Annotated in this window: 28 protein-coding genes; 17 read left to right on the plus strand and 11 right to left on the minus strand. The window is 45.2% G+C overall.

The window, feature by feature from the left end:
* Nucleotides 1-76 precede the first annotated feature (76 nt).
* The 3 genes from DP923_RS13050 to DP923_RS13060 form a co-directional block, all read right to left on the minus strand.
* On the minus strand, nucleotides 77-868 hold the full coding sequence (locus DP923_RS13050; protein ID WP_112306319.1) for a mechanosensitive ion channel family protein: 792 nt from the start codon (nucleotides 866-868) through the stop codon (nucleotides 77-79).
* A gap of 76 nt (nucleotides 869-944) precedes the next feature.
* Nucleotides 945-1640, minus strand: coding sequence for a peptidoglycan DD-metalloendopeptidase family protein (locus DP923_RS13055; RefSeq protein ID WP_112306320.1), 696 nt, complete (start codon nucleotides 1638-1640; stop codon nucleotides 945-947).
* A 98-nt stretch (nucleotides 1641-1738) separates the two neighbouring features.
* Nucleotides 1739-2293: an AP2/ERF family transcription factor gene (locus DP923_RS13060; RefSeq protein ID WP_112306697.1), complete on the minus strand. Its 555-nt coding sequence runs from the start codon at nucleotides 2291-2293 to the stop codon at nucleotides 1739-1741.
* 269 nt (nucleotides 2294-2562) lie between these two features.
* Between DP923_RS13060 and DP923_RS13065 the strand changes: the two genes are divergently transcribed.
* Nucleotides 2563-3642, plus strand: a complete 1080-nt coding sequence (locus DP923_RS13065; protein WP_112306321.1) for a ferredoxin--NADP reductase — start codon at nucleotides 2563-2565, stop codon at nucleotides 3640-3642.
* A gap of 114 nt (nucleotides 3643-3756) precedes the next feature.
* Complete coding sequence (locus DP923_RS13070; protein WP_112306322.1) at nucleotides 3757-5481, plus strand: M3 family oligoendopeptidase; 1725 nt, start codon at nucleotides 3757-3759, stop codon at nucleotides 5479-5481.
* Between the two features lie 76 nt (nucleotides 5482-5557).
* On the opposite strand, the gene paaD is transcribed toward DP923_RS13070, so the two are convergent.
* The 5 genes from paaD to DP923_RS13095 form a co-directional block, all read right to left on the minus strand.
* Nucleotides 5558-6037, minus strand: a complete 480-nt coding sequence (gene paaD / locus DP923_RS13075) for a 1,2-phenylacetyl-CoA epoxidase subunit PaaD (RefSeq protein WP_112306323.1) — start codon at nucleotides 6035-6037, stop codon at nucleotides 5558-5560.
* A 110-nt stretch (nucleotides 6038-6147) separates the two neighbouring features.
* On the minus strand, nucleotides 6148-6903 hold the full coding sequence (gene paaC, locus DP923_RS13080) for a 1,2-phenylacetyl-CoA epoxidase subunit PaaC (protein ID WP_112306324.1): 756 nt from the start codon (nucleotides 6901-6903) through the stop codon (nucleotides 6148-6150).
* 2 nt (nucleotides 6904-6905) lie between these two features.
* Nucleotides 6906-7538 carry a phenylacetic acid degradation b gene (locus DP923_RS13085; protein WP_112306325.1) on the minus strand — a complete coding sequence of 211 codons (633 nt, stop codon included), beginning with the start codon at nucleotides 7536-7538 and terminating at the stop codon, nucleotides 6906-6908.
* 71 nt (nucleotides 7539-7609) lie between these two features.
* Nucleotides 7610-8596 (minus strand): 1,2-phenylacetyl-CoA epoxidase subunit PaaA, encoded by a 987-nt coding sequence (paaA, locus tag DP923_RS13090; RefSeq protein WP_112306326.1) that lies wholly within the window; start codon nucleotides 8594-8596, stop codon nucleotides 7610-7612.
* A 107-nt stretch (nucleotides 8597-8703) separates the two neighbouring features.
* On the minus strand, nucleotides 8704-9288 hold the full coding sequence (locus tag DP923_RS13095; RefSeq protein WP_112306327.1) for a TetR/AcrR family transcriptional regulator: 585 nt from the start codon (nucleotides 9286-9288) through the stop codon (nucleotides 8704-8706).
* 192 nt (nucleotides 9289-9480) lie between these two features.
* On the opposite strand from DP923_RS13095, the gene DP923_RS13100 reads away from it, so the two are divergent.
* The 10 genes from DP923_RS13100 (at nucleotide 9481) to DP923_RS13145 (ending at nucleotide 17543) form a co-directional block, all read left to right on the plus strand.
* Nucleotides 9481-10254: an enoyl-CoA hydratase/isomerase family protein gene (locus DP923_RS13100; RefSeq protein ID WP_112306698.1), complete on the plus strand. Its 774-nt coding sequence runs from the start codon at nucleotides 9481-9483 to the stop codon at nucleotides 10252-10254.
* A 50-nt stretch (nucleotides 10255-10304) separates the two neighbouring features.
* Nucleotides 10305-10790 (plus strand): sterol desaturase family protein, encoded by a 486-nt coding sequence (locus DP923_RS13105; RefSeq protein WP_112306328.1) that lies wholly within the window; start codon nucleotides 10305-10307, stop codon nucleotides 10788-10790.
* Nucleotides 10771-11661, plus strand: a complete 891-nt coding sequence (locus DP923_RS13110; protein WP_112306329.1) for a MerR family transcriptional regulator — start codon at nucleotides 10771-10773, stop codon at nucleotides 11659-11661. The genes DP923_RS13105 and DP923_RS13110 overlap by 20 nt, the downstream gene beginning before the upstream one ends.
* Before the next feature lie 249 nt (nucleotides 11662-11910).
* On the plus strand, nucleotides 11911-12426 hold the full coding sequence (locus DP923_RS13115) for an RNA polymerase sigma factor (RefSeq protein WP_112306330.1): 516 nt from the start codon (nucleotides 11911-11913) through the stop codon (nucleotides 12424-12426).
* A gap of 29 nt (nucleotides 12427-12455) precedes the next feature.
* A complete protein-coding gene (locus tag DP923_RS13120) occupies nucleotides 12456-13952 on the plus strand; it encodes a phytoene desaturase family protein (protein ID WP_112306331.1) in 1497 nt (498 codons plus the stop codon).
* Nucleotides 13953-13973: 21 nt separating this feature from the next.
* Nucleotides 13974-14807, plus strand: coding sequence for a phytoene/squalene synthase family protein (locus tag DP923_RS13125; RefSeq protein WP_112306332.1), 834 nt, complete (start codon nucleotides 13974-13976; stop codon nucleotides 14805-14807).
* Complete coding sequence (locus tag DP923_RS13130) at nucleotides 14804-15340, plus strand: hypothetical protein (protein WP_112306333.1); 537 nt, start codon at nucleotides 14804-14806, stop codon at nucleotides 15338-15340. Before DP923_RS13125 ends, DP923_RS13130 begins: the two co-directional genes overlap by 4 nt.
* Complete coding sequence (locus tag DP923_RS13135) at nucleotides 15341-16039, plus strand: lycopene cyclase domain-containing protein (RefSeq protein ID WP_112306334.1); 699 nt, start codon at nucleotides 15341-15343, stop codon at nucleotides 16037-16039.
* Nucleotides 16040-16065: 26 nt separating this feature from the next.
* Nucleotides 16066-16758, plus strand: coding sequence for a fatty acid desaturase (locus DP923_RS13140; RefSeq protein WP_112306335.1), 693 nt, complete (start codon nucleotides 16066-16068; stop codon nucleotides 16756-16758).
* Nucleotides 16759-16970: 212 nt separating this feature from the next.
* A complete protein-coding gene (locus DP923_RS13145; protein ID WP_112306336.1) occupies nucleotides 16971-17543 on the plus strand; it encodes a hypothetical protein in 573 nt (190 codons plus the stop codon).
* A 65-nt stretch (nucleotides 17544-17608) separates the two neighbouring features.
* Here DP923_RS13145 and DP923_RS13150 read toward each other — a convergent pair whose 3' ends face one another.
* From DP923_RS13150 to DP923_RS13160, 3 genes are all read right to left on the minus strand, one after another.
* The gene (locus tag DP923_RS13150) at nucleotides 17609-17968 is read right to left on the minus strand and encodes a heavy-metal-associated domain-containing protein (protein WP_112306337.1); all 360 of its coding nucleotides are present in this window, start codon (nucleotides 17966-17968) and stop codon (nucleotides 17609-17611) included.
* Between the two features lie 69 nt (nucleotides 17969-18037).
* Nucleotides 18038-20266, minus strand: coding sequence for a TonB-dependent receptor (locus DP923_RS13155; protein ID WP_112306338.1), 2229 nt, complete (start codon nucleotides 20264-20266; stop codon nucleotides 18038-18040).
* Between the two features lie 84 nt (nucleotides 20267-20350).
* A complete protein-coding gene (locus DP923_RS13160; protein WP_239021033.1) occupies nucleotides 20351-20752 on the minus strand; it encodes an HYC_CC_PP family protein in 402 nt (133 codons plus the stop codon).
* Nucleotides 20753-21102: 350 nt separating this feature from the next.
* Here DP923_RS13160 and mraZ point away from each other — a divergent pair, with 350 nt between their 5' ends.
* The 5 genes from mraZ to DP923_RS13185 are packed head-to-tail and all read left to right on the plus strand — an operon-like array spanning nucleotide 21103 to nucleotide 26488.
* The gene (gene mraZ / locus DP923_RS13165) at nucleotides 21103-21570 is read left to right on the plus strand and encodes a division/cell wall cluster transcriptional repressor MraZ (RefSeq protein WP_112306339.1); all 468 of its coding nucleotides are present in this window, start codon (nucleotides 21103-21105) and stop codon (nucleotides 21568-21570) included.
* Nucleotides 21570-22475, plus strand: a complete 906-nt coding sequence (gene rsmH, locus DP923_RS13170; protein ID WP_112306340.1) for a 16S rRNA (cytosine(1402)-N(4))-methyltransferase RsmH — start codon at nucleotides 21570-21572, stop codon at nucleotides 22473-22475. The genes mraZ and rsmH overlap by 1 nt, the downstream gene beginning before the upstream one ends.
* A 38-nt stretch (nucleotides 22476-22513) precedes the next feature.
* On the plus strand, nucleotides 22514-22945 hold the full coding sequence (locus DP923_RS13175) for an FtsL-like putative cell division protein (protein WP_112306341.1): 432 nt from the start codon (nucleotides 22514-22516) through the stop codon (nucleotides 22943-22945).
* Nucleotides 22935-25034 carry a penicillin-binding protein gene (locus tag DP923_RS13180; RefSeq protein WP_165838196.1) on the plus strand — a complete coding sequence of 700 codons (2100 nt, stop codon included), beginning with the start codon at nucleotides 22935-22937 and terminating at the stop codon, nucleotides 25032-25034. Before DP923_RS13175 ends, DP923_RS13180 begins: the two co-directional genes overlap by 11 nt.
* On the plus strand, nucleotides 25034-26488 hold the full coding sequence (locus DP923_RS13185; protein ID WP_112306342.1) for a UDP-N-acetylmuramoyl-L-alanyl-D-glutamate--2,6-diaminopimelate ligase: 1455 nt from the start codon (nucleotides 25034-25036) through the stop codon (nucleotides 26486-26488). The genes DP923_RS13180 and DP923_RS13185 overlap by 1 nt, the downstream gene beginning before the upstream one ends.
* Nucleotides 26489-26520 lie beyond the last annotated feature (32 nt).

Below are 26520 nucleotides of genomic sequence, written 5' to 3' on the forward strand. Positions count from 1 at the left end.
AGGAAACAGTAAAGCCCGGCTCTTAAAAGCCGGGCTTTACTGTTTTTGAAAAGATGTTTTCAGGCTGATTTATAGGTTACTTAGGAACAGAAATAGCAATATTATTGGCTTCGAACGCAGCTTTTACCTGTTCATTCAGATCCCATACCAGGTTACCGGCATCCTGGCGCTTGCACCATACTTGTGCAGTCAGCGTGATAAGTGTATCGGTAAAGCTAGTGACCACAAGTACAGGAGCCGGATCAGGCAAAACGCGTGCATCAGCCTGTACCGTTTGAAGTATAAGCTGGCGCACTTTGCCAATAGCATTGTTCACCGAAACAGTATAAACAAGCTCTACCCGGCGCGTTGGCTCTACCGAATAATTGACAACGACGGTAGAGGCAAGCGGGCCGTTAGGCATGTAAACCGTTTTGTTTTCAGCAGTCTTCAGTACAGTGTTAAAGATGTTGATCAACTGCACCGTACCACGCTGGCCCTGCGCTTCAATAAAATCACCTACCCTGAATGGCTTGATGGTAAGTATAAGTACGCCGCCTGCCAGGTTAGAAAGGCTGCCCTGTAACGCCAAACCAACAGCCAGGCCAGCCGAACCAAGTACGGCAATAAAGGAAGTCATTTCAAGGCCAAGCTGCGCCACTACCACTACCAGTAAAAGTATGCGCAACGCAATGCCCAGTATATTTTTCAGGAAAGGGCGCAGCGATTCGTCTACATTCCTGCGCTCCATCAACCTGAATACAAAAGCTGTAAACTTGTTTATTGCCCACAAACCAATCAGTAAAATAAGAATGGCTATAATCAGGCGCAGGCCATATACAAGTATAAAATTAATGGCGATATCCTGGTATTGATCTAAAGCTGGCATACGTTCTTGAAGTATAAAATAGCACTACCTTTTGGAGGCAGCGCTAAAGTAGGATGTTTAAAAAAGCAGGTGGAACTTACAAAGGCAAGTGGCGGCAGTTCAGGATCAGGTTTGGGTTGGGGCAAAGCACTTTATACTTTTCTTTTTCGGCTAAAGTAGCCACGCCCGGGTAATCGCCATACTTTTCATCCATGCTGCTGATAACCTGGAAATGCAGGTGCGGCGGCCAATCGCCGTTTTCAGGATAAGGGCCTACTTCCGCAATTTTATCGCCTTTGGCAAAATGCTTTCCAACTTCCAGGCCAGCCAGCGAGGTACGGCTCAGGTGTCCGTACAAAGTATAGAATGTGGTGCCTTCCAGTTCGTGCTCCAGAATAATGGTGGGGCCGTAATCCCCGAAGTTAGCGTTATCCTGAAAGCTGTGTACTTTCGCATCTAAGGGCGTAAAAACGGGTGTGCTGGCTTCGATCCAAACATCTACACCCAAATGAAGGTCGCGGCTTTCGGCGGCTACATCAAAATGAGCGCTTCGGCTGTAAATAAACCTGTTCTCTAAGTAGCCCCCTACGCCAACAGTTGCATTCTGAGCCTGCAGGAGTTGGTTTACAGTATCGTTAAAGATAGCTGTATCGCGCAGGTCGGTTTGTTGCAGCAGCTCGTTGGCAGCAGTAAAATCAAGGAGGCAAACAGCATCCGCGTTAAGGTCTGTTGCCAGCACAGGAGCAAAAGTATGGCGGCCAAGTATAGCGCTTAAGTTTTTTGTCGTATCCATAGTATAAAAGAAAAAGCGGTTAATTAAACCGCTCTTAAAGTATAAACTAAAACAAAAATAAGGTTTTCAGTTTAAAGTATGCTCGTGCAGCGTAAAAGTTAGTTTACTTCTTCCACCAGTTTGCTCATCGTTTTCAGGCTTTTGGTTTTCCCGAAAAGCTCTTCCGATTTTTTGCTGTAGGCTTGGGCGGCTTCCTGCAATGTTTCGAAAGTACCTAAATTAATGCGCTGTTTGTTGAAGTGGATAATGGCCCGGAATTTCTGTGCTTCTTTGTGCACACCGCGCACGCCCAGTTTGTTTTCGGTTTTGGAGGTGTTACGCACAATTTTGCAGAGTGGTGCCCATTCCAGGTTTTCGCGGCGGCAGTCTAGTTTGTTACCGTTCTTAAAGTGCATGTAAAGCCGGATCTCACTTTCAGGCTTTTCGATCAGCTGCTCGCCAATCATTTTGTGGAGGTAGATGGTCTCGTTACGGTATTTGCCATTCTTGAGCGGCCAGTTTTTCTGAAAGAACGCGTACCCGTTTGAGTGGATACGCAGGTGCTTCAGAAATTCTATCTGCTGTAGATAGGCATTGTTTTGAATGTACTCGTACGTGCGGTCGTCTACTACCACCGTTTTTTCACAGTTTTTTAGGGTCAGTTTGTACAGCATTTTGTTTTCAATAAGTGCGGGATTGCCATGAGCAGCACCAGGCAAGTATAAACTTTTTACCTGATTTTACCTGCTTTGTAATTTACTGTAAAGTTGAAGGATTTTTTTAATATAAACGATAACTAATATTATATTTTTAAGCTACAAGGATGCTTTTTATAAAAATCTTTACTTTTTAACCGTTTATTTAACGGAACAGTACAGATTGTCGTAAATTCGACTCTATATTTCCTGTAGAACACTCAACTTTAGATTTAACACATAACCGCATGAGTAGCCCTTATTTCGCGCTGAAGGTAGTGGATATAACGCCAGAAACTTCAGATGCCATAACCATACATTTCGAGCATCCCGATAACCTAACGATACCTTACAAACCTGGCCAGTTTCTTACACTTATACTTCCTGTTGAGGGAAAAGAAATCAGGCGTTCGTATTCGCTGAGCAGTAAGCCCGGCGAGCCGCGTTTGTCTGTTACCGTAAAGCGCGTGGAAGGCGGGCTAATGTCTAATTACCTGCTCAATCATGTTAAAGTGGGCGACGAAATAAAGGTGATGGAGCCACTTGGCAACTTTTGCCTTACCTGCGAGCCGACACAAAAGCGAAATGTTATACTTTTTGGGGCAGGTAGTGGCGTAACACCACTTATGTCGATCTTAAAAACTGTTTTAGCCGAAGAGCCGAACAGCACCGTAACCTTACTTTATGGTAACCGCGACGAAAACTCAATCATTTTTAAAGACCAGTTGCTGGCTTTGCAGCAGCAGTACAGCGGCCGCCTGAATATTGCTTATATTTTCAGTCAGCCGAAATTCTCCTGCGAGCACAAAGGCCGCATGAACCAGAGCGTGATCATTAAAATTCTGGAAAGTCTGCAGCTAGCCAAAGTACAGGATGCGCTATACTTTATGTGCGGCCCGGAAGGGATGATGGAAGAAGTAAAACGTGCCCTGCAAGTGTTGCATGTGCCAGCGGAACGGATCCTACGCGAAAGTTTTGTAAGCAACAAGCTTGTAGATGCCCAGCAGAGCGAGCAACATGGCGACGTTAGCGCTTCCGATGAAGACGAAATTACCACCCAAACTGTAACCGTAATTTACGAAGGAGCTGAATACAGTTTCACCGTAGAGCCCGACCAAACGATACTGGAAGCAGCACTGGATCAGGATATCGATTTGCCTTACTCATGCCAGGCAGGGCTTTGTACAGCCTGCCGTGGCAAATGTCTGAGTGGCAAAGTGCATTTAGACGAGCGCGAAGGCCTTTCAGATGCCGAATTGGATGAAGGGTATGTACTGAACTGTGTCGGCCACCCGTTAACAAGTAATGTAGTAATCGAGATCGGATAAACTGATCTTACGTACACAGTATGCGGAACCACCAATAAAAGGGATGGTTCCGTTTTACTTTTGTACTATCACTGGAAATTAGTACCTTACAACTTTTATATATACTTTCTATATATGGCATCAACCAGCATTACCATACCTGAACGCAAACTAAGAAATTACCTGGCCAACGACTTTAAAGTTGAAACTTGGGATACCATCCAACCATACTTTGAAGAACTGAAGAGCCGGCCCATTACCAGTGTGGAAGATCTGGAAAAATGGATGCAGGACCGCAGCGAACTAGAAAGTGTTTTATCTGAAGACTTGGGCTGGCGCTACATCCGGATGACCTGCGATACGCAGAACGAAGCAGTAACCACTGCTTTTCAATATTTTGTTTCTGAAATAGAACCTCAGATCGCCCCTTATGAGCACGAACTTAACCTGAAACTGATGCACTCGTCTTACCTGGGCGAGGTGGATCAGGAAAAATACAGAATTTATTTACGTGGCGTAGGGCGCGCGCTAGAAATCTTCAGGGAAGAAAACATTGCCCTGCACACCGAGATCAGCACCAAGCAGCAGCAGTATGCAGCCATTACAGGCGCCATGACGGTAACACTGGATGGCGAGGAAATGACGCTGCAACGCGCCGCTGACCGTTTGAAACGCAACGAGCGCCCTGTGCGCGAAGAAGCGTGGTTTGCCATACAGGAACGCCGCCAGCAGGATCGCCAGAAACTGGATGACCTGTTTGATGAATTGCTGAACTTACGTACCCAAGTGGCCAAAAACGCTGATTTCGGTAATTTCCGGGATTATATGTTTGCTGCTATGGGCCGCTTCGATTACACGCCACAGGATTGCTTTGATTTCCATACTTCGATTGAAGAAACAATTGTGCCTTTGCTGACACAATTGGATGAAAAGCGCAAAAATGAACTTGGCATTGATACCCTAAAGCCCTGGGACCTGGACGTGGACCCAAGCGGTAAAAAACCTTTAGAGCCTTTCACGACTGGGCAGGAATTACTCGAGAAAACAGTGCAGGTTTTTTATAAGCTTGATACCTACCTCGGAGACTGTCTGGCTACCATGCGTGAAATGAACCACCTCGACCTGGAATCAAGAAAAGGGAAAGCGCCGGGCGGTTATAATTACCCGCTGGATGAAATTGGAGTACCATTTATTTTTATGAATGCTACTTCCAGCCTGCGCGATGTGATCACGATGCTGCACGAAGGCGGCCATGCGGTGCATTCTTTCTTGACGCGCGGCCTTACTTTAAACGCTTTCAAACACCCGCCATCCGAAGTTGCTGAACTGGCTTCTATGTCGATGGAGTTGATCTCGATGGATTACTGGGATACGTTCTTTGAAGATGCAGATGAGTTGCGCCGTGCTAAAAAAACGCACATGGAAAGCGTTCTGGAAACATTCCCGTGGGTAGCTACGGTAGATAAATTCCAGCATTGGATCTACGAAAACCCGCAACACTCGCAAGAGCAGCGCCAGGAAGCTTGGGTAAGCATTTTTGGTACGTTCAACCACAAATTGGTAGACTGGACTGGGCTCGAAAAGTATAAAGCCTATTCGTGGCAAAAGCAGCTGCACATTTACGAAGTGCCTTTTTATTACATAGAGTATGCGATGGCGCAACTGGGTGCTATTGCCGTCTGGAAAAACTACAAGGAAAACCCTACCGATGGACTTGCTGCCTACAAACGCGCGTTGGCTTTAGGTTATACTGTTTCGATTGGAGAAGTATACGAAGCCGCCGGAATCAAATTCGATTTCAGTACGGCGTATATTAAGAGCCTGGCTGATTTTGTTAAAGCCGAAATGGAGAAAATTTAATACAAGCATACTTTATAAAACAAAGACGCCTGCTATACTTTAGCAGGCGTCTTTGTTTTATATTTATTTATACTTTTTACAGTGGCTTGAATTGCTCAAACATCTGGCGGCAATCGTTGCAATAATGCATCGAGCGGCATAGTGTCGGGCCGAAAGGTGTGCGCAGGGTAGTGTTGGTACTGTTGCAGTAAGGGCACTCCGCGTATTCCAGTATGTCGAGATCTAAGATTAAGTTGTAAGTTGGCGGAGGCGCAAGCCCGAACTCTTTCAGCGCTATTCGCCCCTTTTCGGATACTTTGTTGCTGTTCCAGGGGTTATCAAACGACATGATAACGCTGTAACTGCTAATGCCATACTTTTCCAGGGTACGCTCCACATCTTTTTTCATGTAATCCATGGCAGGGCAACCGGCAAAAGTCGGTGTCATGTGTACGGTTACATGCGCTGCTTCTGAAATGATAACGTCCGTAATCACACCCAGATCTACCAACGATAAAACGGGTATTTCCGGATCCTTTACTTCTTCCAGCAGCGTTAAGATATGTTCTTTAGTCATCCTTTTCGTATTTCGTAGCAAGTATCAGGTATCAAGATTTTTGATTAGCGTTATAACTGCTCAAGTAAAAAGTCGTGGTTCTTGATACGTATATCGTGCTACATTAAAAATTACCATTCAGCAGTAGGATCGATATCAAATACTTCAGACATTTCGCTTAAAAGTGGCTGAAGATGCTCCGTGTGTACGCCATAACGCCCGCCCAATACCGGTTCAATACTTTCCAAAGCAGGCAGTTTAAGTTCTGTTTTAGCAAGTACGGTTTGGATGCGGTTCAGCCATTCTGCTTTCACAGCTTCTTCGCCTGCATAAACGCCAGCCTCTATCAACTCCTGCTCATACTTTGATTTTTCGAACATGCCTAATGCATAAGGTAGCGCTTCGTTTAAAGAGGCTTGCAAACGAAGTATGGCTTCTTCAGTAGAGGCACCTAAGTTTTTAATCCAGGTATTGGCGTGCAGCACGTGGTATTTTACTTCACCTTTCAGTTTGGTAGCTACTTTCGCAATTGGCTCGTAGCCTGACTGCGAAAGCATCTCAAAACGAATGATCTCTGCGTTATCATACAAAAAATGACGGATCAAGCTGAAATCATACTCGCCATTCGGAAGCTCCACCAGTTGGCTATTATGGAATTGCTCTGCATTACGGGTGAAGGCAACAGTATCAGGTTCAGCTTCGCCAAGCTCGTGCAGCAACGTATAAAAAGCCAGGCTGTGGCCTAACTTATCCTGCGCCATAGACGAGAACGCGATATCTTCCTCCAGAATAGGGCCAAAGCCAGTCCATTCTGAGTTGCGATGACCAAGTATAAGTTGATCGTCAGCAAGTTTATAAAGGAGGTCTTTCAGGGCTAACTCGTTCATAGCTATACAGTAGCGTTATTATTTTCTGCTTTATACTTCGTGATTTTGTCCATTACCTTGTAGGCAGTGGCTTCGCGGTACTTCTTTTCCGGGATCGTGAACCACATATCCTTATCTTCTTCAGCGGATTGCAAGATGTGTTTTGATTTTACGACCCATACATTCACAACCGGAGGCTTTTCACCAAACTGTTGTTTTGCTTCCTGCAGTGCTTCCTGGTAAGATGTAGCAGAAACACGGCCCACGTGGGTATGCGCTTTGCCTCTTTTTTTGAGATGAAAGATTTCATACTTCTCCGGCTCGGCTGATCTTTCTGCAGGTTCTTCTATCGCGATCATATCATACACCGATTCGGTATCGCCTACATAAGGCGTAACCATGATGTTTTCGGTGCGGGCAATCCAAAGGCCAACGCAGGCAAAACGGCGGCTATACTGCTCTTTTGCAAACAGGAATGCCACATCTTCGTTTGGCGCATGCACAGGGCCAACATAGGTAAAAGCTGCGCCGTCTTTTTTCTGATGGAACGCTTCGTAGGTTTCAAACTGATCGAGTTCCTGCTTCGGCTCCATGTTCGGTACTTCGCCATCCGGCAGGTTCAGTCGGGTTACTCGTGGGTCTAATGACTTCAGCATAGTTCTGAGTTAAGAATTCTGAGTTCTGAGTTAGAAGATTTTATACTTTTAACCCAGGACTTATATTCAGTTTAAGCCAGCGGCTTCACGTATTTAGCTTTCGGGTTTAGCAAGGCGTGGCGTACCCAGGTTCCGCGTTCCTCTGCAGTGCGGCGTACGGCCAGGCGTTCTGCGTTGCAAGGGCCATCACCATTAATTACACGCTTAAATTCGTCCCAATCCGGTTCGGTAAATTCCCACTGGCCGGTTTCGGCGTTCTTTTTCAGGTTAGGATCCGGAACAGTTAAACCAAGTTCCCAAATCTTCGGCACATACATATCCAGGAACTGCTGGCGGCACTCGTCATTCGAAGCCATTTTTACTTTCCAGCGCATCAGGGTTTCGGTATGCGTACTCATTTTGTCGGAAGGACCGAAGAAGGTCATGATCGGAGGCCACCAGCGGTTAAGCGCTGCCTGCACCATTTCGCGCTGCTTCGGAGTACCAGTTGCCAAGTGTACTACAGCATCATGGCCATACTTTAAGTGAAAGGCTTCTTCAGCACAGATACGATCCAGGGCACGGCAGTAAGGGCCATAGCTACCACGCGCATTTGCCATCTGGTTTACAATAGCACCGGCATCAATCAGCCAGGAAATGACATTAGAATCGGCCCAGGTTAAAGCAGGGTAGTTAAAAACATTCGAGTACTTAGACTTTCCGTTGATCAGGTCGGTTAGCATCTGCTCTCTGGATTTGCCCAGCGTTTCGGCAGCGCTGTAGAGTAACTGTGCGTGGCCAACCTCATCCTGTACTTTGGCCATCTGCGCCATTTTTCTGCGGAAACCAGGCGCACGGGTAATCCATGTTCCTTCCGGCAGCGCACCAATAATTTCAGAATGGGCATGCTGCTCAATCATGCGGATAAGCTGCTTGCGGTAAAGTTGCGGCATCCAGTCGTTTGGCTCAATTTTTTCGCCACGCGCAATGCGTGCTTCAAATTCAGCCAGTTTTACAGGGTCTTCGGCCTGTAGGTCGTCGAACTTGGTCGCTTCAAAAACATTTCCTCCTCCGTACATAATATCTTTCGTTTTAAGTTCTGGTAATGGTGCCGGACTGTTTCCAGTCCGGCGGTTTAGTTTAGTAGGGTACTCGTTTTAAGGTAAGAGAGGCGCGTGTAATATACTTAGTTGTTGTTATTCTTTAATCCGTTTAAAAGCATCGCCGATAGGTTTTCAGCGATCTGGACCGGAGTCATTTTGCCGGCTGGGTTGTACCAGGTGTGGATCCAGTTAAGGCCTGAGAAAATGGTCAGGACTGCAAACTTTTCGTCAGGAACGGTAAACTCGCCGTTGGCTATGCCTTCCTTTATTATACTTCTGAAACGCGCTTCGTACTGGTCGCGCAGCAAAAGATAATCCGCTAAGAAAGGCTCGCTCAGGTGGCGCCACTCATGCAGGAAAACCGCAGAAGCAGCTGTATTGCTTGTTAAAACCAACACATGGGCTACAATGGCATTCTTTAGTTTTTCGGTAGCTGAGCTGGGAGCAGATTCGGCTTTGGCTAATGCTTCAAAAAACTCATTTGCCATCCGGAAACATACGCGCTGCAGTATTTCTTCTTTCGATTTGATGTGAGAATAAATGCTGGCAGCCTCTATGCCTAAAGCCGTAGCCAAATCGCGCATAGAAGTAGCCGAAAACCCTTTTGATTTAAAAAGGGCAGTAGCGGTTTGTTCTATTTGTTCTTTTCTGCTCAGGGTTAGTTGCATAGTTATTCAACAAATATATACAACCTAACGTTCGTTAGCAAATTAAGTTTGTTATAAATACAGCTGCAGTTCCTTATTTTTGTAAAGCGCTGCCGGCAGAGTTGCGTATATTTGAATGCCGGCACTTCCGGTAAAATCCATACTTTAGAAAGATCCCCACATAAAATGAACAGCATAACTGAAAACGAAACAATGGAATTTGTGCATTATGAACTGAAAGACCGGGTAGGCTATATTACGCTGGCCCGCTCAGAAAAAAGGAATGCACTTAATTATGAAGTGGTAGCCGAACTGAAACGTGCCTTTGCCAATGCAGAAGACGATGAAGCTTGTAAGGTAATTGTGTTGCGTGCTGAAGGGAACGTGTTTTGCGCCGGTGCCGATCTGGAATACATTCAGCAACTTCAGAACAACGATTACCAGGATAACCTGGCCGACTCAACCCACCTGATGCAGCTTTTCCACTTGATTTATACTTTAAAAAAGGTGGTGATCGGGCAGATACACGGGCATGCCATTGCAGGCGGATGCGGTCTGGCTGCCATCTGCGATTTTGGCTTTACCGTACCGGAAGCAAAGTTTGGTTATACCGAAGTAAAGATCGGATTTATACCTGCTATCGTAAAAGTGTTTTTGCTACGCAAAATAGGAGAGGCACGCGCCAAACAATTACTTCTGACCGGTGACTTGATCTCGGCTTCAGAAGCAGAGCGATTTGGGTTGGTAAATTATGTTGTGCCTGCAGCCGAGTTGGAAGCGCGTGTATTTGAATTTGCCAGTAAGCTTTGCACCCAGAATTCGCGCCAATCCATGGAAGTTACCAAAGAGATGATCGGCCGCGTGCAGGAAATGACTTTGGATGAAGGCCTGCGCTACGCAGCCGAAATGAACGCCGTAGCCCGTGGCAGCGAAGATTGCCAACGCGGAATAGCTGCCTTCCTGAACAAAGAAACGCTTATTTGGTAATCAGGTCAACAATTATCTAAACCATTTGCTAACCTAGTTGTTGAGTTGTCATGATAGCAGGCATCGGTATAATGCTCTTAACTTTTGTAGTGATGGAAGTGGTTGCCTGGGCCATGCATAAGTATGTGCTGCATGGTTTTTTATGGTCGCTGCACAAATCCCATCATGTACCGCATAAGCACGCCTTCGAGCGGAACGACTTGTTCTTTGCCTTTTATGGAACACTAGCGATGCTATGTTTTATTTTCGGACACGGATCGCTTTGGTTTCTGTTCTGGATAGGTGTGGGTATATCGTTGTATGGCTTTGCCTACTTTGTGATCCATGATATTTTTATTCACAGGCGCATTAAGCTGTTTAGAAAAACCGCAAACGTGTACCTGAAAGCTCTGAACATGGCGCATAAAGTACATCATAAAACACAGGGCAAAGAGGGCTCTCAATCTTTTGGAATGCTTTGGGTGGCTCCCAAATATTTCAGGCTGGCAAATCAATCCGTACAAAAAAGAAATAAGCGTGGCTCAGTACACCATTAAAGAACTCGAACATTTATCAGGCATAAAGGCGCATACCATCCGCATCTGGGAGCAGCGCTACCATATACTTTGTCCGCAACGTACGGATACGAATATCCGCTATTATTCTGATGCCGACCTTAAAAATCTGCTCAATATCTCCTTGCTCAATGAGCGTGGCTATAAAATCTCCAAGATTGCGCAGATGGCCCCAGACCAGATTCTGGAAGAAGTAAAGTTACTCTGCGAAACCGCCTGCCGGGGCACACAATACATCAATGCTCTGGTTAGCGCGACAGTGGATATGAACGAGGAGAAGTTTCAGCAGACCTTGAATAATGCGGTGGCTAAATGGGGTTTTATGGCTACTATGCTCGATGTGATTTACCCGTTTCTGAATAAGATTGGTATCCTTTGGCAAACCGGAAACATAACGCCTGCACACGAGCATTTTATCAGTAACCTGATCCGCCAGAAATTAATTGTTGCCATTGATGCGGAAGGTGTACATTATACACCGGACTCGCCAACCTATATTTTATACTTGCCCGAAGGCGAACTACACGAACTGGCACTTCTGTATATGTACTATATACTTAAAGTAAACAGCCAGCATGTTATTTACCTGGGCCAGAACCTGCCTTTTAAAGACCTGGAGCGCACGTATGCCCAGTTTAAAGTTGATTATATCTGTACTGTTTTAACAACTGCGCCTGAGCGTTGCAACCTGCAGGCTTATATCAATAAATTATCCGAGCGGTTTACCGACTGCCAGATCTATGTGTATGGCCTGCAGGTACAAAACGACTGCCTCTTCTTTCCTGAAAATGTTTCCGGCTTCAAATCCATGCCTGAATTTATCGCCTTGTTTAATAAGGTTTCCAAATCTTAAGCATTACCATAACTGGTTGATCTGTGAAGTATAAATGGCCTATACTTTACAACTACGGAAAGCTAAACAAACAACCTGTTGTTTAAACACTACTATGCTTTCCGGCAGATTTTTGCTGCATTTTATATGCTTTGAAGCGTTATTGGTAGCTTTTGTTTAATATTTTCAAAAAAACATTAAACAAGTCTAGCTTATTTTGTTTAAGCCGCGTATATTTGTTTATAGTTTTACTTATAAAGTATAAACAAAATGACAGCAGTAGAATATTCAAACCAGGTTCAGAACATTGCCCAATCTTTATGGCCTGCCGCCTTTAAACTAACCCGCGACTCAGACGATGCCAAAGATCTGGTGCAGGAAACCATGCTGAAGGCGTTAACCAACCGTACAAAGTTTAAGGCAGGTACAAACCTGAAGGCCTGGTTGTACACAATTATGCGCAATACGTTTATCAATAACTATAACAAGATAACAAAGCGCAGCAGCCACATTGATAGCACCGAGTACCTGCAGTACCTGAACACCGACGAAAATTATATTACGCAAAACAAAGGCACGTCTACTTTCGTCATAAACGATATAAACGAGGCTATTGCGCATTTAAGCGAAGAACATCGTACGCCGTTTATGCTGTACTACGTTGGTTATAAATACCTTGAAATTGCAGAGAAGCTTAAAATTCCGATTGGCACGGTAAAGAACAGAATCCATATTGCCCGTAAGGAGTTAAAGGAAATGTTAAAAGTTTATCAGCAATCCGCCTAATTATTTTCCAGTTTTTCCTACCTTAAGTCATGAATTCATCAAAAGTAATTGTCATCGGTTCAGGCTTTTCAGGTTTATCAGCTGCTACCAGTCTGGCTCAGCAAGGCTACCAGGTTACGCTGCTGGAAAAAAACAGTACACCCGGCGGACGCGCCAGGAGTTATATTGCCGAAGGATTTACTTTTGATATGGGCCCAAGCTGGTATTGGATGCCTGATGTCTTCGAATCATACTTTAACAGGTTTGGCAAAAGTGCCGCTGATTATTATACGTTAGAGCGACTGGACCCATCTTATACGGTCGTTTTTGGTGAAGATGATTTTATGGAAGTGCCAGCCATACTTTCGGAACTGAAAGCGAAGTTTGAAGAACTGGAGCCGGGAAGCGCCGCACAATTAAATAAATTTCTGGCGCAGGCAGCGTATAAGTATGAAGTAGGTATTAACCAGCTTGTTTATAAGCCAGGCCTTTCGGTAACAGAGTTTATGAGCCCGCGTTTGCTTTTGGATGTACTGCGATTAGATGTTTTTCAGTCGTTTCACAAGCACATCCGCAAGTTCTTTAAGCACGAGAAGATCATCAAATTAATGGAGTTTCCTATACTTTTCCTGGGAGCTCTGCCTGAAAATACGCCTGCCCTTTACAGTTTAATGAATTATGCCGATATAAGTTTGGGTACCTGGTACCCAAAGGGCGGCATGTACAAAATTGTGGAAGGTATGGTGCAGCTGGCCCAGGAAAAAGGGGTGGAAATCTACTATAACCAAGACGTACAAAGTATAAAAGTTGAAAACGGGCGTGCCACACAGGTTATAACTGAAACAGGCATTTTTGACGCCGATATAGTAGTAGCCAGTGCCGATTACCAGCATGTAGAGCAGCAGTTGTTAAAACCTGCGGATAGGGTATACGATAAAGCTTACTGGGACTCCAGGGTAATGGCGCCTTCTTCCCTGATATTTTACCTGGGCGTAAATCAGAAACTTCAGAATTTACAGCACCATAATCTGTTTTTTGACGAGGATTTTAAGCCCCATGCCCACGAAATATACACAGACCCCAAGTGGCCTGCCAAACCTCTTTTTTACGTTTGCGCGCCATCTGTAACAGATGCTACGGTAGCACCCGAAGGCTGCGAAAACCTGTTTATACTTATACCGGTGGCACCAGATTTGAAAGATGATCCCGAAACCCGTGAAAAGTACTTTAACCTTGTTATGGACCGCCTGGAGCGCCTAACCAAGCAGGAGATCAGAAGCAAGATAATTTATAACCGCAGCTATGCCCACCAGGACTTTATAGCTGATTATAATGCCTTTAAAGGCAATGCTTATGGCTTGGCAAATACGCTGATGCAGACGGCTTTGCTGAAGCCCAGCTTAAAAAGCAAAAAGGTAAACAATCTGTTTTATACCGGCCAGTTAACTGTTCCGGGGCCAGGCGTGCCGCCATCGCTTATCTCGGGGCAGGTAGTGGCAGCCGAAATAGCAAAAGAGTTTGCTGTAACTGCAACAGTAAAAATATAAGCACCTCAACTATGAAAATGAATGGAGTTATTTAAAGAAACCTGCCTTAAATGCAGCAAAGTTATTACCCAGGCTTACAGTTCATCGTTTACGCTGGGAATTAAAACGCTGGATAAAAAGCTGCACCTGCCAATTTACGGCATTTATGGTTTCGTGCGGTTTGCAGACGAAATTGTAGATACTTTTCATGATTTCGACAAAAGAAAGCTCCTTTCAGATTTTAAAAAGCAAACTTACGAAGCCATTGAGCAAGGCATTAGCCTGAACCCGGTCTTGCATGCTTTCCAGAGTGTGGTAAACGAATACAAAATTGACCTGGAGTATATCGAGGCCTTCCTGAAAAGTATGGAAATGGACCTGGAAGACCATTTGTACGACCGTTCGCTTTACAAAGAATATATTTATGGCTCGGCAGAAGTAGTTGGCCTGATGTGCCTGAAGGTTTTTTGTGAAGGCGATGAGGCCATGTTCGAGAAGCTGAAAAAACCAGCCTGTAGCTTGGGTGCCGCTTTCCAGAAAGTAAATTTCCTGCGGGATATGCGCAGCGATTATCAGGACCGGGGCCGCGTATACTTTCCGAAAGTAGAGTACAGCAACTTCAGCAATAATTGCAAAGCAGAGATCGAAGCAGATATACTGCAGGATTTTAACGACGCCTATGCAGGCATTATGCAGTTACCGCGTACGGCGCGCATGGGAGTTTACCTGGCGTATGTATACTATCGCAAACTTTTCCGTAAAATTCAGTATCTTCCGGCAACACGCATTTTAGAGGAACGCGTGCGGGTACCTGATAACACCAAGCTGGCACTGTTATTGGGTTCATACCTGAAATACAGACTTAATGTAATATGATACGTCCGATACTGCTTTTTATACTTTTATTTACCGCCTTTACTACCGCTTACGCTCAGAAAGAATATACTTATAAAGTGGAAGACCTGCGGCCGAGATACCTGGAAGCCTCTGAGAATGCCGCAGAAGCAACAAAGTTTAACAAGCAGATGAAGCGTTACGAAGGTAACAACCCGCTCATAATTGCCTACAAAGGAGCCTCAGAAGCCGTTATGGCAAAACACGTCTGGAACCCTTACAGTAAGTTAAAACAGCTGAAAAGTGCCGCTTCATTTTTTGAGCAGGCCATCGAGCTGAACCCTAAAAATGCGGAGATACGTTTTCTCAGGTTTACTGTAGAGCATTATGTGCCGCGCTATTTAAAGATGAGCGAGAACATCGAAGCTGATAAAAAGATCATTCTTAACAGTCTTAAAAATCATCCATCGTCTGGTATGCCCAACGATCTTGCCCGCACCATCCGCGATTTTATGCTGTCGAAAGACCATAGCACCGAAGAAGAAAAGAAGGTTTTAAAATCTATCCCGCTGTAAATGTACATCTACCTTTACCTCAATATATTCACGATCTTATTTCCGCTGCTTCTTTCGTTTGATAAGAAAGTAGCCTTCTATAAAAACTGGCCTTGGCTTTTTCCGGCTATACTTATCAATGCCATTCTTTTTATAATCTGGGATATACTTTTCACTGATGCAGGGGTCTGGGGTTTTAATGAGGCGTATCTGTGTGGTTTATACTTTTACAACCTCCCCATAGAGGAAATTCTGTTCTTTATTACAGTGCCTTACGCCTGTATTTTTATTTACGATGTGCTGATTGCTTATATCGAAAAGGACTTCTTGCAGCCTTACACAAAAGTAATTGCCATCAGTTTGCTTGTTATACTTATAGTTGTTGCACTACTTAATCTCGATAAGCTTTATACTTCCATTACCTTCGGTTTGCTGGTGCTGATGTATGGGGTCCATTACTACTACTTTAAAACAAAATTCTTGGGCCGCTTTTACCAGATGTACCTGGTACACCTGATTCCTTTCCTGCTGGTAAACGGAGTGCTGACGTACCTGCCTATTGTATGGTACAACAATACCTACAACCTGGGTCTGCGCATTATCACCATTCCGATAGAGGATTCGATGTATTCGATGTTAATGTTATTGTTACCGATTTCTATTTATGAAGGGCTCCGGCAACGGAAATCAGTACCAAAGCAAGTTCCGTTACCCGTTTAACGATATTTAAAGTATAAAACAGCAGTATGGCAGCCGTAAAAAAACATACCTACCTGGGTGTTCTGATCGCTTTAATAGTAATCGGTTGCTGGACTGCGCTGCTTGTATACTTGCTTTATACTTATCAACTGGATTTTAGCTCGCCGCTTACCTACATCTTTTTTCTGCTGCAAACGCATCTGTATACGGGCTTGTTTATAACCGCGCACGATGCCATGCACGGCGTTGTTGCTCCAGGTAAACCAACTCTTAACAAAACTATCGGAACGGTTGCGGCTTTTCTGTTTGCCTATAACTGGTATCCGCGCCTGCTGCCGCGCCACCACCAGCACCATCACTTTGTAGCAACCGATAAAGACCCGGATTACCACGGTGGTAGTTTTGTAGCCTGGTACTTCAGCTTTCTGAAACAGTACATTACCTGGTGGCAGATTGTGCTGATGGCTATTACGTTTAATGTTCTGAAATTATACTTCCCGCTGGAGAATGTGGTTATGTTTTGGATGGTGCCTGCCATACTTGCTACGTTTCAGCTTTTCTATTTTGGCACTTACCTCCCGCACAAAGGCGAACACGCCAAAGATAACAAGCACAGATCAGGCACGTTGGCTAAAAACCATGTATGGGCTTTTGTAAGCTGTTACTTTTTCGGTTACCATTTCGAGCACCACGACAAACCTTACATACCCTGGTGGCAACTTTACAAAACAAAGTCATAGCAATCTGCTTTCTCCCTGAAACAAGGTGTTTTAAAGTATAAAAATGCGTGAGCTCATACCTGGGGCTAAAGTATAAATTGTATTACCATCAAGATACTGGAAGTATAGCGACTATATAGTTTATTTATGAAACTATATATAGTGATAGGCGTATCAGGAAATGTCTTTTAACGAAAGACTTCTTACGTTTCTCCTCTATTCTTTAGAATCCCATGAAAATGTTTACCAAAAAACTAATTGCGTTTGCAGTTCTCTGCGCCTTGTTTTTAACACCAACGCTAAGTTTTGCCGGCAAAGATAATAACACCCTCAAAGCTGGTGTAAGTTATGTATGGCTATCAGATTATGACAGTCAGGGCATGATGTTCAGCAATTCTTTTAACCATTACCTGAGCGATCGGCTTTCATTGGGGCTTAACCTCGGGATGTTATCGGCATCGCGGTACGATAAAGTAGAAGAGCTTTTCTCTATCAAAAACACCTTTTATATGGGCTCGCTGGAAGCCAGTTTTGATTTGCTGCGAAACGAGTCCATTGCTTTCAGGATTGGTGGAGGAGGAGCGGCCAGGCATCGCGCCGAGATCAACTCGAATGCTGAAGACGAAGGAACGCTGGATGGCAAAGTGATGCATATCAAAACATCAGATTTCGGTTTTAACGGCTACATCGAAAACGATTTCAGCATCCTTAAAAATGGCGTAGCAGGTGGCCGCATCGGGTACTATTACTATACAAAAGGCACCCCCGTTCTTTCCATAGGGATGCACATCGGATTTACATTCTAGAAAAATATACTTATAAAAAAAGGGAGCCTGTTCGGGCTCCCTTTTTTTATAAGTATATAGCTGGCTTAGTGTACGCCATTTTCTTTTTTACAGCAATCGTCCAGCTTGTTATAAGCACGGGCATCAGCAGGCTTATCGTCGGCATCATAACCCGTGGCATTTACAGTTTTGCGGATATTGTCTGCGTTGGTTTTGCGGCTATCAAACACGACAGTTAACACTTGTGAGTTCACATCCAGGGAAGAAGACTTAACACCTTTCTCGTAAGCCATTGCTTTTTCAAGCGATTTTTTACACATGTTACAAACAGAAGAAGTTTTTACCTGGATGGTTTCGTCTGTACTTTTTTTGGTGGTTTGCGCCTGTACACTAATGCTGATAAAAGCCATCACAAGCGATAAAACGAACATTTTTAACTTTTGCATTTCTGGATTGGTTTGTCTGATTTAAAAATAAAAATAAGAAAGTATAAATTCAAGCTGGGTAGCCTGTTGTTAATCAATTCTGTAACGAAGGCCTGCATAAATAACCCGCCCGGTTATAGGCCCCCATACCATGCTCCCATCAAAGTCTGAGCCAAAAGGATCGGATGCACCCATGATCGGATCTGGTTGACGGAAATTTAATAAATTTTCACCGCCCACGTATACATCCCAGCGCTTGAATGCTCTCGTAACCTGCGCATTAACGGTATAAAATCTGTCTGAATTTCTTTTCCCGATCAGGTTATTCGGGTGGTTATGGTCTGCTTCATCCATCGAGGCCAGTGGCATCAAGCCGAAAAATTGTGTCGTCAGGTCGGCGCGCCATTTATCGAAGGGCGTGGCAAAGCCTAGGTTCACGAAAAAGCGGTGTTCCGGTATCATGGGTTTCTGCATTAACTGGCCGTTGTAGGTAGCTTTTACATCAAAATATTTATAGGCCGTTTTTACATCGAAGCCTTTTAATACTTCATACTGCAACTCTGCCTGAAAACTATTGGAATACGAACGGCCTACCAGGTTATAAAACTCAATGGCATTCCGGTTTGAGTACATATCAGCTACTACCTGGTTGTTAAAAGTAGTGTAGTAATAGTCTGTAATAAATGCTCCCGGGCGCCCGCCTAACTCAAAGTAATGCGTAAACGACCCACCTACGTTCCAGGCTTCTTCCGGGTCCAGGTCCTCCTGGAAAATAAAGCTACGCGAGCTCACCATAGCGCCTGTGTTCTCAGAAAGCGGGTTGGCTACGCGATAACCTTTGCCGGCTGCCACCCTGAAAATGCTGTTGGCTGTTAAATCATACTTTACATTCAGGCGTGGCGTAAAGATGTTGCCGTACAAATTATGGAAGTCTACACGCGCGCCGGCTACTACCGTCAGGTTTTCTGCATTGTTGAAAATGTACTCGGCAAAGGCACCCGGAACATGTTCTGTACGGCTGAAATTCTGTCCGTTAAAGGTCTCGGTATAATCATCCAGGTTATAGCTTAAACCTACTTTGTAAGTATGGCCGGTGTGCCCGATAATAGACTGGAAAATGAGCCTGCCTGAAGCACTGTTCTGCTCACCGTCGTACCGGCGCAGGCCGTAAAGCGAATTAAATTTATGGTGCGTGGCTGAGCTGATCAATCCTATACTCTGGTAAGGCTTACCCGGAAAAGTATAAGATGTTTTGTTGTAAGCAAAAAGCCTGTCGGTGTCAGATTCGGTGCCGTAGTTTTGCCCTGCCGGCTGGTCTTTTTCGTAATTTGTCTGGCCGCCCAGGCGTTCTTCTGTTAAAGCGTTAATCCCGAATTCGGAAACGATGGCATTGTGGGTATACTTCCATTTGTTGAATACATTGTATTGGGTACCCAGTGCCACATCCATAAAGCCATCGTTGTTACGGTCTACGCGGTTACCTAAGTGGTTGCCGTGCAGCATCAGTACCGTGCTCCATTTCGGGCTTACCTGCGCAGATACGTTCAGGTTCGCATCGAATTTTGCCAGGCTGTTGCCATATAGGTTAAAGTATAAACGCTCGGTTTTTTCCGGGTCTTTCAGCTTCACGTTTACCTGCCCTGATATAGATTCGTAGCCGTTCAGGACTGAGCCCATCCCTTTAATAATATCAATCGACTCGATGTAAGTACCTGATAAATAATTAAGACGATACGGCGTAGCCAGGCCGCGCAACGATGGGATATTGTCTGTAGTCAGTAAGGTATAAGCGCCATCCAGGCCCAGCATCTGTATCTGTTTAGCTCCTGAAACGGCATCTGTTGTAGTTACTTCTACGGAAGCGTTGGTCTCAAAGCTTTCAGCCAGGTTACAGCAAGCTGATTTCTCCAGGTCGCGGGTAGTAATGATCTGGGAGTTAGTAGGGGTGAGGGAGGAGTAACGCTCTTTCTGGCCTTCCACCACAGCCTCTTTTATAGTGGTAGAGCGGGAAAGCAGAATACTGACTTCCGTTTTGCCGCTTACATTAAGCGTGTCTGGCTTATAACCCAGGTAGCTTACAATAACTTCCGATGTCTGGACATCAGATGTCTCAAGTATAAATTGGCCGTTTGCATCGGTGGCTGTTCCTTTTGCAGTACCTTTCCAGACCACAGAAGCGCCTACTAAGGGTTGTGTTGGGTCTGTTTGGTCTGCGATACGGCCGTGTAGTTGCTGGGCCGTGGCAGGCAAAGCTATAAGCGCAAAAACAAGTACAGTAAAAGCTTTTGCCAGTATTGGCGAAATAAAGTTAGATGGCATTGATAAGGTATAGCTTAAATTTTACAGATAACAAAGTAGAGATGCAAAGTATAAATGCCTTGCAAAAACAGTTCATCTGAAAATTTAGACTACCAGGGTCTGGATCTGTAGCAGGAGGTTACGGCCATACAAGGGCGGCGAACTGTCTGCATAAGTAAGGATGCGTTGATCTTTGGTGATGGCTAAAGCCTGAAGTGCTATGAAAGGCTTTAACGGCTCAGCAAAGAAAACAGGAACTTCTAAGCTGAATGTTTTTAGGGAAGAGACAGGCTCCAGCTTTTCATAAGAAACTTCAGCGGTGCAGCAGCTTTCTCTTTCTTCAGGGTCAGTTGCTTTCTCGCAGCACTGCGCCTTTTTGCCGGAAATTTTTTTTGCTTCCATCTCTGCCATCTGGCAAAGCTGTTTGCTTAACGCCACACCCACCGACCCCAGTAGTACACTGGATGTTAGCAGAAATAAAACGATAGACCGGAGCAATAATTTCATGGCACAAATATACATAATAGTTTTCCACTTTGCTACAAATCTGCCACTTTCCCCCACTTTCGATCGAATGGCAGTTTGCTAGAGTTTTAAGTTAAGTGAATTTGGGTATTTAATTGATTACTAATTTGTTATAACATTGATTCTCGTATATTAAGAAAAATATAGATACAGACCAAAAAAACTTATACCCAAAGTTATCCGCCTTAATTGTGGATAATGTGGATAAACGGAGTGGATAACCCTAATTTATCCACAAAGTGGTAAAAAGTGGGAGATAGTGGTTGTCGCACTTAGCAGATTACGTACATTTGTATACTCCGAAAACCATAAGGACTAACCTTGGAAAAAGCATGAACTTCCTCTCTGGTGAATATGAATGCAAGATTGACCCAAAGGGAAGGCTGGTTTTACCTGCAAAGATAAAAGCCAACCTGCCTGAAGAGTCTGGCAATCAGGTAGTACTGATGCGTGGTTTCGAGCCATGCCTGGTGCTTTATGCCAAATCGGAGTGGAAAGTGATTTACGACAAGGTGGCCGGCCTGAATGAGTTTAACGAGGAGTACCGTCATTTTCAGCGTAATTTCTTCAGAGGCAACACTGAGATTGACCTGGATAGCACCGGCCGTTTTATAGTGCCAAAGTCCATGGCCCGTTTTGCCAACCTCGAAAAAGAGACGATCGTGATCGGTTTAGGTAATCGTGTCGAGATCTGGAACCCGGATAAGTATGAAGAGTTCCTGATCAAGGATCAACAGAATTTCTCACAGCTTGCCCAGAAGTTTCTGGGTGATAAACCGGCAGCAGAGCCAATCAGTTAATGGAGTACCATCGCCCTGTTTTATTACAAGAGTCTGTAGATGCCCTGGCTATTAAGCCGGACGGCGTGTACGTGGATGTTACATTTGGGGGAGGCGGTCACTCGGCTTTAATTGTTAGCCAACTGACGACAGGGAAGCTCTACAGCTTTGATCAGGATGCAGATGCACAGGAGCAATCCAAAAAGCTCGAAGGCCCGAATTTTGAATTTGTACGCGCCAACTTCCGTGACCTGAAAAAATACCTGCGGCTGTACGGTGTTAAAGGTATAGATGGGCTGCTGGCCGATCTGGGCGTTTCTTCGCACCAGTTCGATGTGCCGGAGCGGGGCTTTTCTACCCGTTTTAATGGCCCGCTGGATATGCGCATGAACTCTGAAGCTGGTATTACAGCCAAAGAAGTGCTGCAAACTTACTCGGAAGAGCAATTGCACAAACTATTCGGCATGTACGGCGAAGTAAAAAACGCCCGCACACTGGCCCGGACCATCATCGAGAAAAGAGCACGTTTGCCACTCGAAACCATCGCAGAATTTAAGCAGGCAATAAACGGCATCACGCCACGTGGTAAAGAGAACAAGTACCTGGCACAAGTGTTTCAGGCGCTCCGCATCGAAGTGAACGATGAAATGAAAGCCCTCGAAGAAATGCTGGAGCAGGCAACAGATCTGCTAAAGCCCGGCGGGAGGTTGTCGGTTATATCTTACCATTCTCTCGAAGACAGACTTGTAAAAAACTTTATAGCGAAAGGTAAATTCTTCGGGGAAGTAGAAAAAGACCTTTTTGGGAACGAACTAAAACCACTGGAATCCATTATCCGGAAACCGATTACGCCTTCCGACCAGGAATTACTCGAAAATACCCGCTCACGCAGCGCCAAGCTAAGAGTAGCAGAGAAAAAGAACTGAATGATTGATTAAAAGCGTTGCTTAAAACTTAAATAATTATGGCTTCTAACTTGTTAACGAAGAGACCAGCCGCGCCAAAATATAACCGGTCGCGCGTGAAGCCACAAGACAACCCCTCTCAGAAAGCAAACCAGAAAGGGTTCAGTTTGTTTAAGCTGCTGGATAAATACACAAATGTTGATGCGCTCTTTGAAGAGGGCGTGCCGCTCAAGTATATGCCGCAGGTACTTTTCCTGACAGCCATTACGTTATTTTACATCGGTAATACCCATTTCGCCGAAAAAACAATCCGCAGGATAGATAAGATAAAAGTGGAGACCGAGGATCTGCGCGCAGACTATACGACGCTGAAATCGGACTACATGGAAGCCAGCAAGCAATCAGAAGTTGCCCGCAATGTGGCACCGCTTGGCCTTATCGAAAGTTCATCACCTCCTTACCAAGTAATTATTCCTGCCGATGAATATTAAAAAATCCATCGTGCTGCGTGTGCGGGTAGCCTTCCTGGCTGTCTGTTTTTTTGCGTGCGCTATTGTGTACAAAGTTATCCGTATCCAGTATTTCGATGGAGCCAAGTGGAAAGAGATTTCCAAAGAGCGCCGCATTTATTACCGTCCCGTTTTTGCAACGCGCGGCAACATTTATTCCGATAACGAAAGTATACTGGCCACTTCGCTGCCATTTTACAGAATAGCATTCGACCCGAGTGTAGTGGATGCCCAGAAGTTTAATGCAGGCGCAGATTCTTTAGCTTATTTACTATCGCGCTTTTACAAAGACAGGTCGGAAGATTATTACCGCCGCAAAATCCGGAACGCACGCCATGCAGGCCGCAGATACGTGCGCCTCAACAGCAAACTGGTTAACTACCAGGAAAAGAAGATCATGGCGAAATGGCCTATCTTCAGGGAAGGTAAAAACAAGGGCGGCGTTATTTTTGAAAAAGTAGAGAAGCGTTTCAAGCCTTTCGGGTTGCTGGCAGAGCGTACCATTGGCTTTATCAACGAAGATAAAAACGGGGCCGGCCTTGAGTTCAGTTTTAACGATAACCTGGCAGGTACAAATGGGGAGGCTCTTTTTGAGCGGATCGCGGGTGGCAGCAAACCCATTTACGATGGCACAGAACTAAAGCCGCAGCATGGTTACGACATCAAAACCACCATCGATATTAACCTGCAGGATGTGGCAGAAAATGCCTTGTATAAAGCACTGGAGAAAACGAATGCGGAGTATGGCTGCGTGATCATGATGGAAGTGAAGACCGGTGAAATTAAGGCTATTGTAAACCTGGGTAAAACCAAAGGGGGCTATATCGAAGATTATAACTATGCCGTTGGTAACCAGGGGCGTACAGAGCCGGGTTCTACCTTTAAGCTAGCGTCTATGATGGCGCTTTTCGAGCATGACTCAAGTATAAGCCTGAATGATACCGTAGATACCGGAAACGGATCTTACCGCATCAAAAACACCATCATGTCGGATGCGAAAACAGGCGGGTACGGTAAATTATCGGTGCAGCAGATCTTCGAGAAATCCTCTAATATTGGTGTTGCCAAACTGATGGAGCAGTATTTCGGCAACGACCAACAGGCCTATATCAACTACCTGCATAAGTTCGGTTTGGCCAATACCCTTGGTTTCCAGATGGATGGCGAAGCAAGGCCGTTTATCAAAAGTACCCAGGACAGAACCTGGTACGGCACCACACTTACCTCTATGGCGATTGGTTACGAGACCAAGTTCTCGCCTCTGCAAACGCTGGCACTTTACAATGCAGTAGCCAACAACGGTGTTAAGATCCAGCCCATCATTGTAAAAGAAATTCGCAAAGCAGACGAAGTGATACAATCATTTAAGACGCGTGTTTTAAACGAAAAAGTATGTTCCGATGAAACGCTGAAAAAACTACGCATCATGCTGGAAGGGGTAGTCGAGAACGGCACGGCTAAAAATATCAGGAGCACAGATTATAAAGTAGCAGGCAAAACAGGAACGGCACGCAAGGTTAAAAACGGCAAGTATGTACGCGAGTATTCTACTTCATTTGCGGGCTACTTCCCGGCAGATAAGCCAAAGTATAGCGCCATTGTTATCATCGATAGCCCGAAGGGTGTGAACGTGTACGGTGGCGATGTGGCAGCGCCTGTATTTAAGGAACTGGCTGATAAAGCATTTGCCCGCGACCTGGCGATGCACAAACCGTTGCTGGCCCGCATGGTACCAAACAAGGATAGTCTGCCGCAGGTAAAGGCCGGAAGTTTTGATGATATTACACTTATCTGTAACAAAATAGGCATCAGTACGCACCCCAAAGGCGAAGAGGAAGAATGGGTAAAAGCAAAGCCGGAGCGCCGCGCATTAAACCTGGAGCCTAACCCGGTGCCGAACGGCCGTGTACCTGATGTAACAGGCATGAACCTACGGGATGCTTTATTTATACTTGGTAACCAGCGCCTGCAAGTGCAGGTGCAGGGGGCAGGTGGGCGTGTTCAGACGCAGTCGCTGGAGCCGGGTACTGTCATTTCAAAAAATCAGAAAATCATAATTGTGTTAAGCTAATGCAGGTGCTGCGGGATATACTGAAAGACGTTAAAATACTGCATACAATCGGTTCGCTGGATGTATCGGTACAGGCTATTACCTTCGACTCGCGTGAAGTGCGCGAAGGGGTAGTGTTTGTAGCGATGCGCGGTGTACAAACCGATGGCCATACTTTTATTGAGAAAGCGGTACAGGCAAATGCTATAGCTGTAATCTGCGAAGCATTACCTGAAGTGCAAAGCCAAAGTATAACTTATGTGGTGGTAGAGAACTCAGCAGAAGCGCTGGGTAAAATGGCTTCTGCGTTTTACGGACATCCTTCTAAAAAACTGAAACTGGTTGGCGTAACAGGTACCAATGGCAAAACCACATCGGTTACACTGCTGCATAAACTGTTCAGAGAATTGGGGTATAATGTGGGGTTGCTTTCTACGGTACAGAACCAGATAAACGAAGACGTTATACCTGCTACCCACACCACACCGGATGCAGTAAAACTAAACGAGTTGCTCGCGCAGATGGTGAAGGCCGGCTGCACATTCTGCTTTATGGAAGTGAGCTCGCATGCCATGGTGCAGCACCGCGTGTCCGGACTGGCATTTGCAGGCGGTATTTTCACCAACATCACCCACGACCACTTAGATTACCACGGTACGTTTGATGAATACATCAAAGCCAAGAAGTCGTTTTTTGATGGCCTGCCTAAAAAGAGCTTTGCCCTGATTAATGCAGACGACAAGCGCGGGCCGGTAATGGTACAGAACACCAAAGCAAGTGTCCATTATTTTGCGTTGCGCAAGGCTGTAGAGTTTAAGGCGCGCATCATCGATAATACTATCGAAGGCCTGCACCTGGATGTAAACGACACAGAGATCTGGTGTAAACTGATCGGTGCTTTTAACGCTTATAACCTGCTGGGGGCCTATGCAGCGGCCGTGTTGCTTGGCGAAGATCCGACAGAAACCCTGACCGTACTTTCGAGCCTTGATTCTGCTGTGGGCCGTTTCGATTATGTGGTTTCCAAGGATCAAGTAACTGGGATTGTAGATTATGCCCACACACCGGATGCGCTGGAAAATGTACTGCACACCATCCAGGAAATCCGGAACCCGAACCAGAAAATTATTACGCTGGTAGGTTGCGGCGGAAACCGGGATGCAGCAAAGCGGCCTGTGATGGCCGACATCGCCTGCCGCTTAAGCGACAAAGTTATACTTACCTCGGATAACCCGCGCTTCGAAGAACCCCAGGCTATACTGGAAGATATGCAGAAGGGCGTCAGGCCGATCGATTACAAAAAGACACTGACGGTTCAGGATCGGAAAGAGGCCATTAAAACAGCCTGCATGCTGGCGCAGTCCGGGGATATTATACTGGTGGCGGGCAAAGGCCACGAGACTTACCAGGAAATAAAAGGAGTTAAATATCCTTTCAACGATAAAGAAATACTAGCTGAAATGTTTCAGCTGTAAAGTATAAAACAAGATTGTGCTACCCATACTTT

The organism is Pontibacter arcticus, assembly GCF_003284895.1.
Classification (GTDB): domain Bacteria; phylum Bacteroidota; class Bacteroidia; order Cytophagales; family Hymenobacteraceae; genus Pontibacter; species Pontibacter arcticus.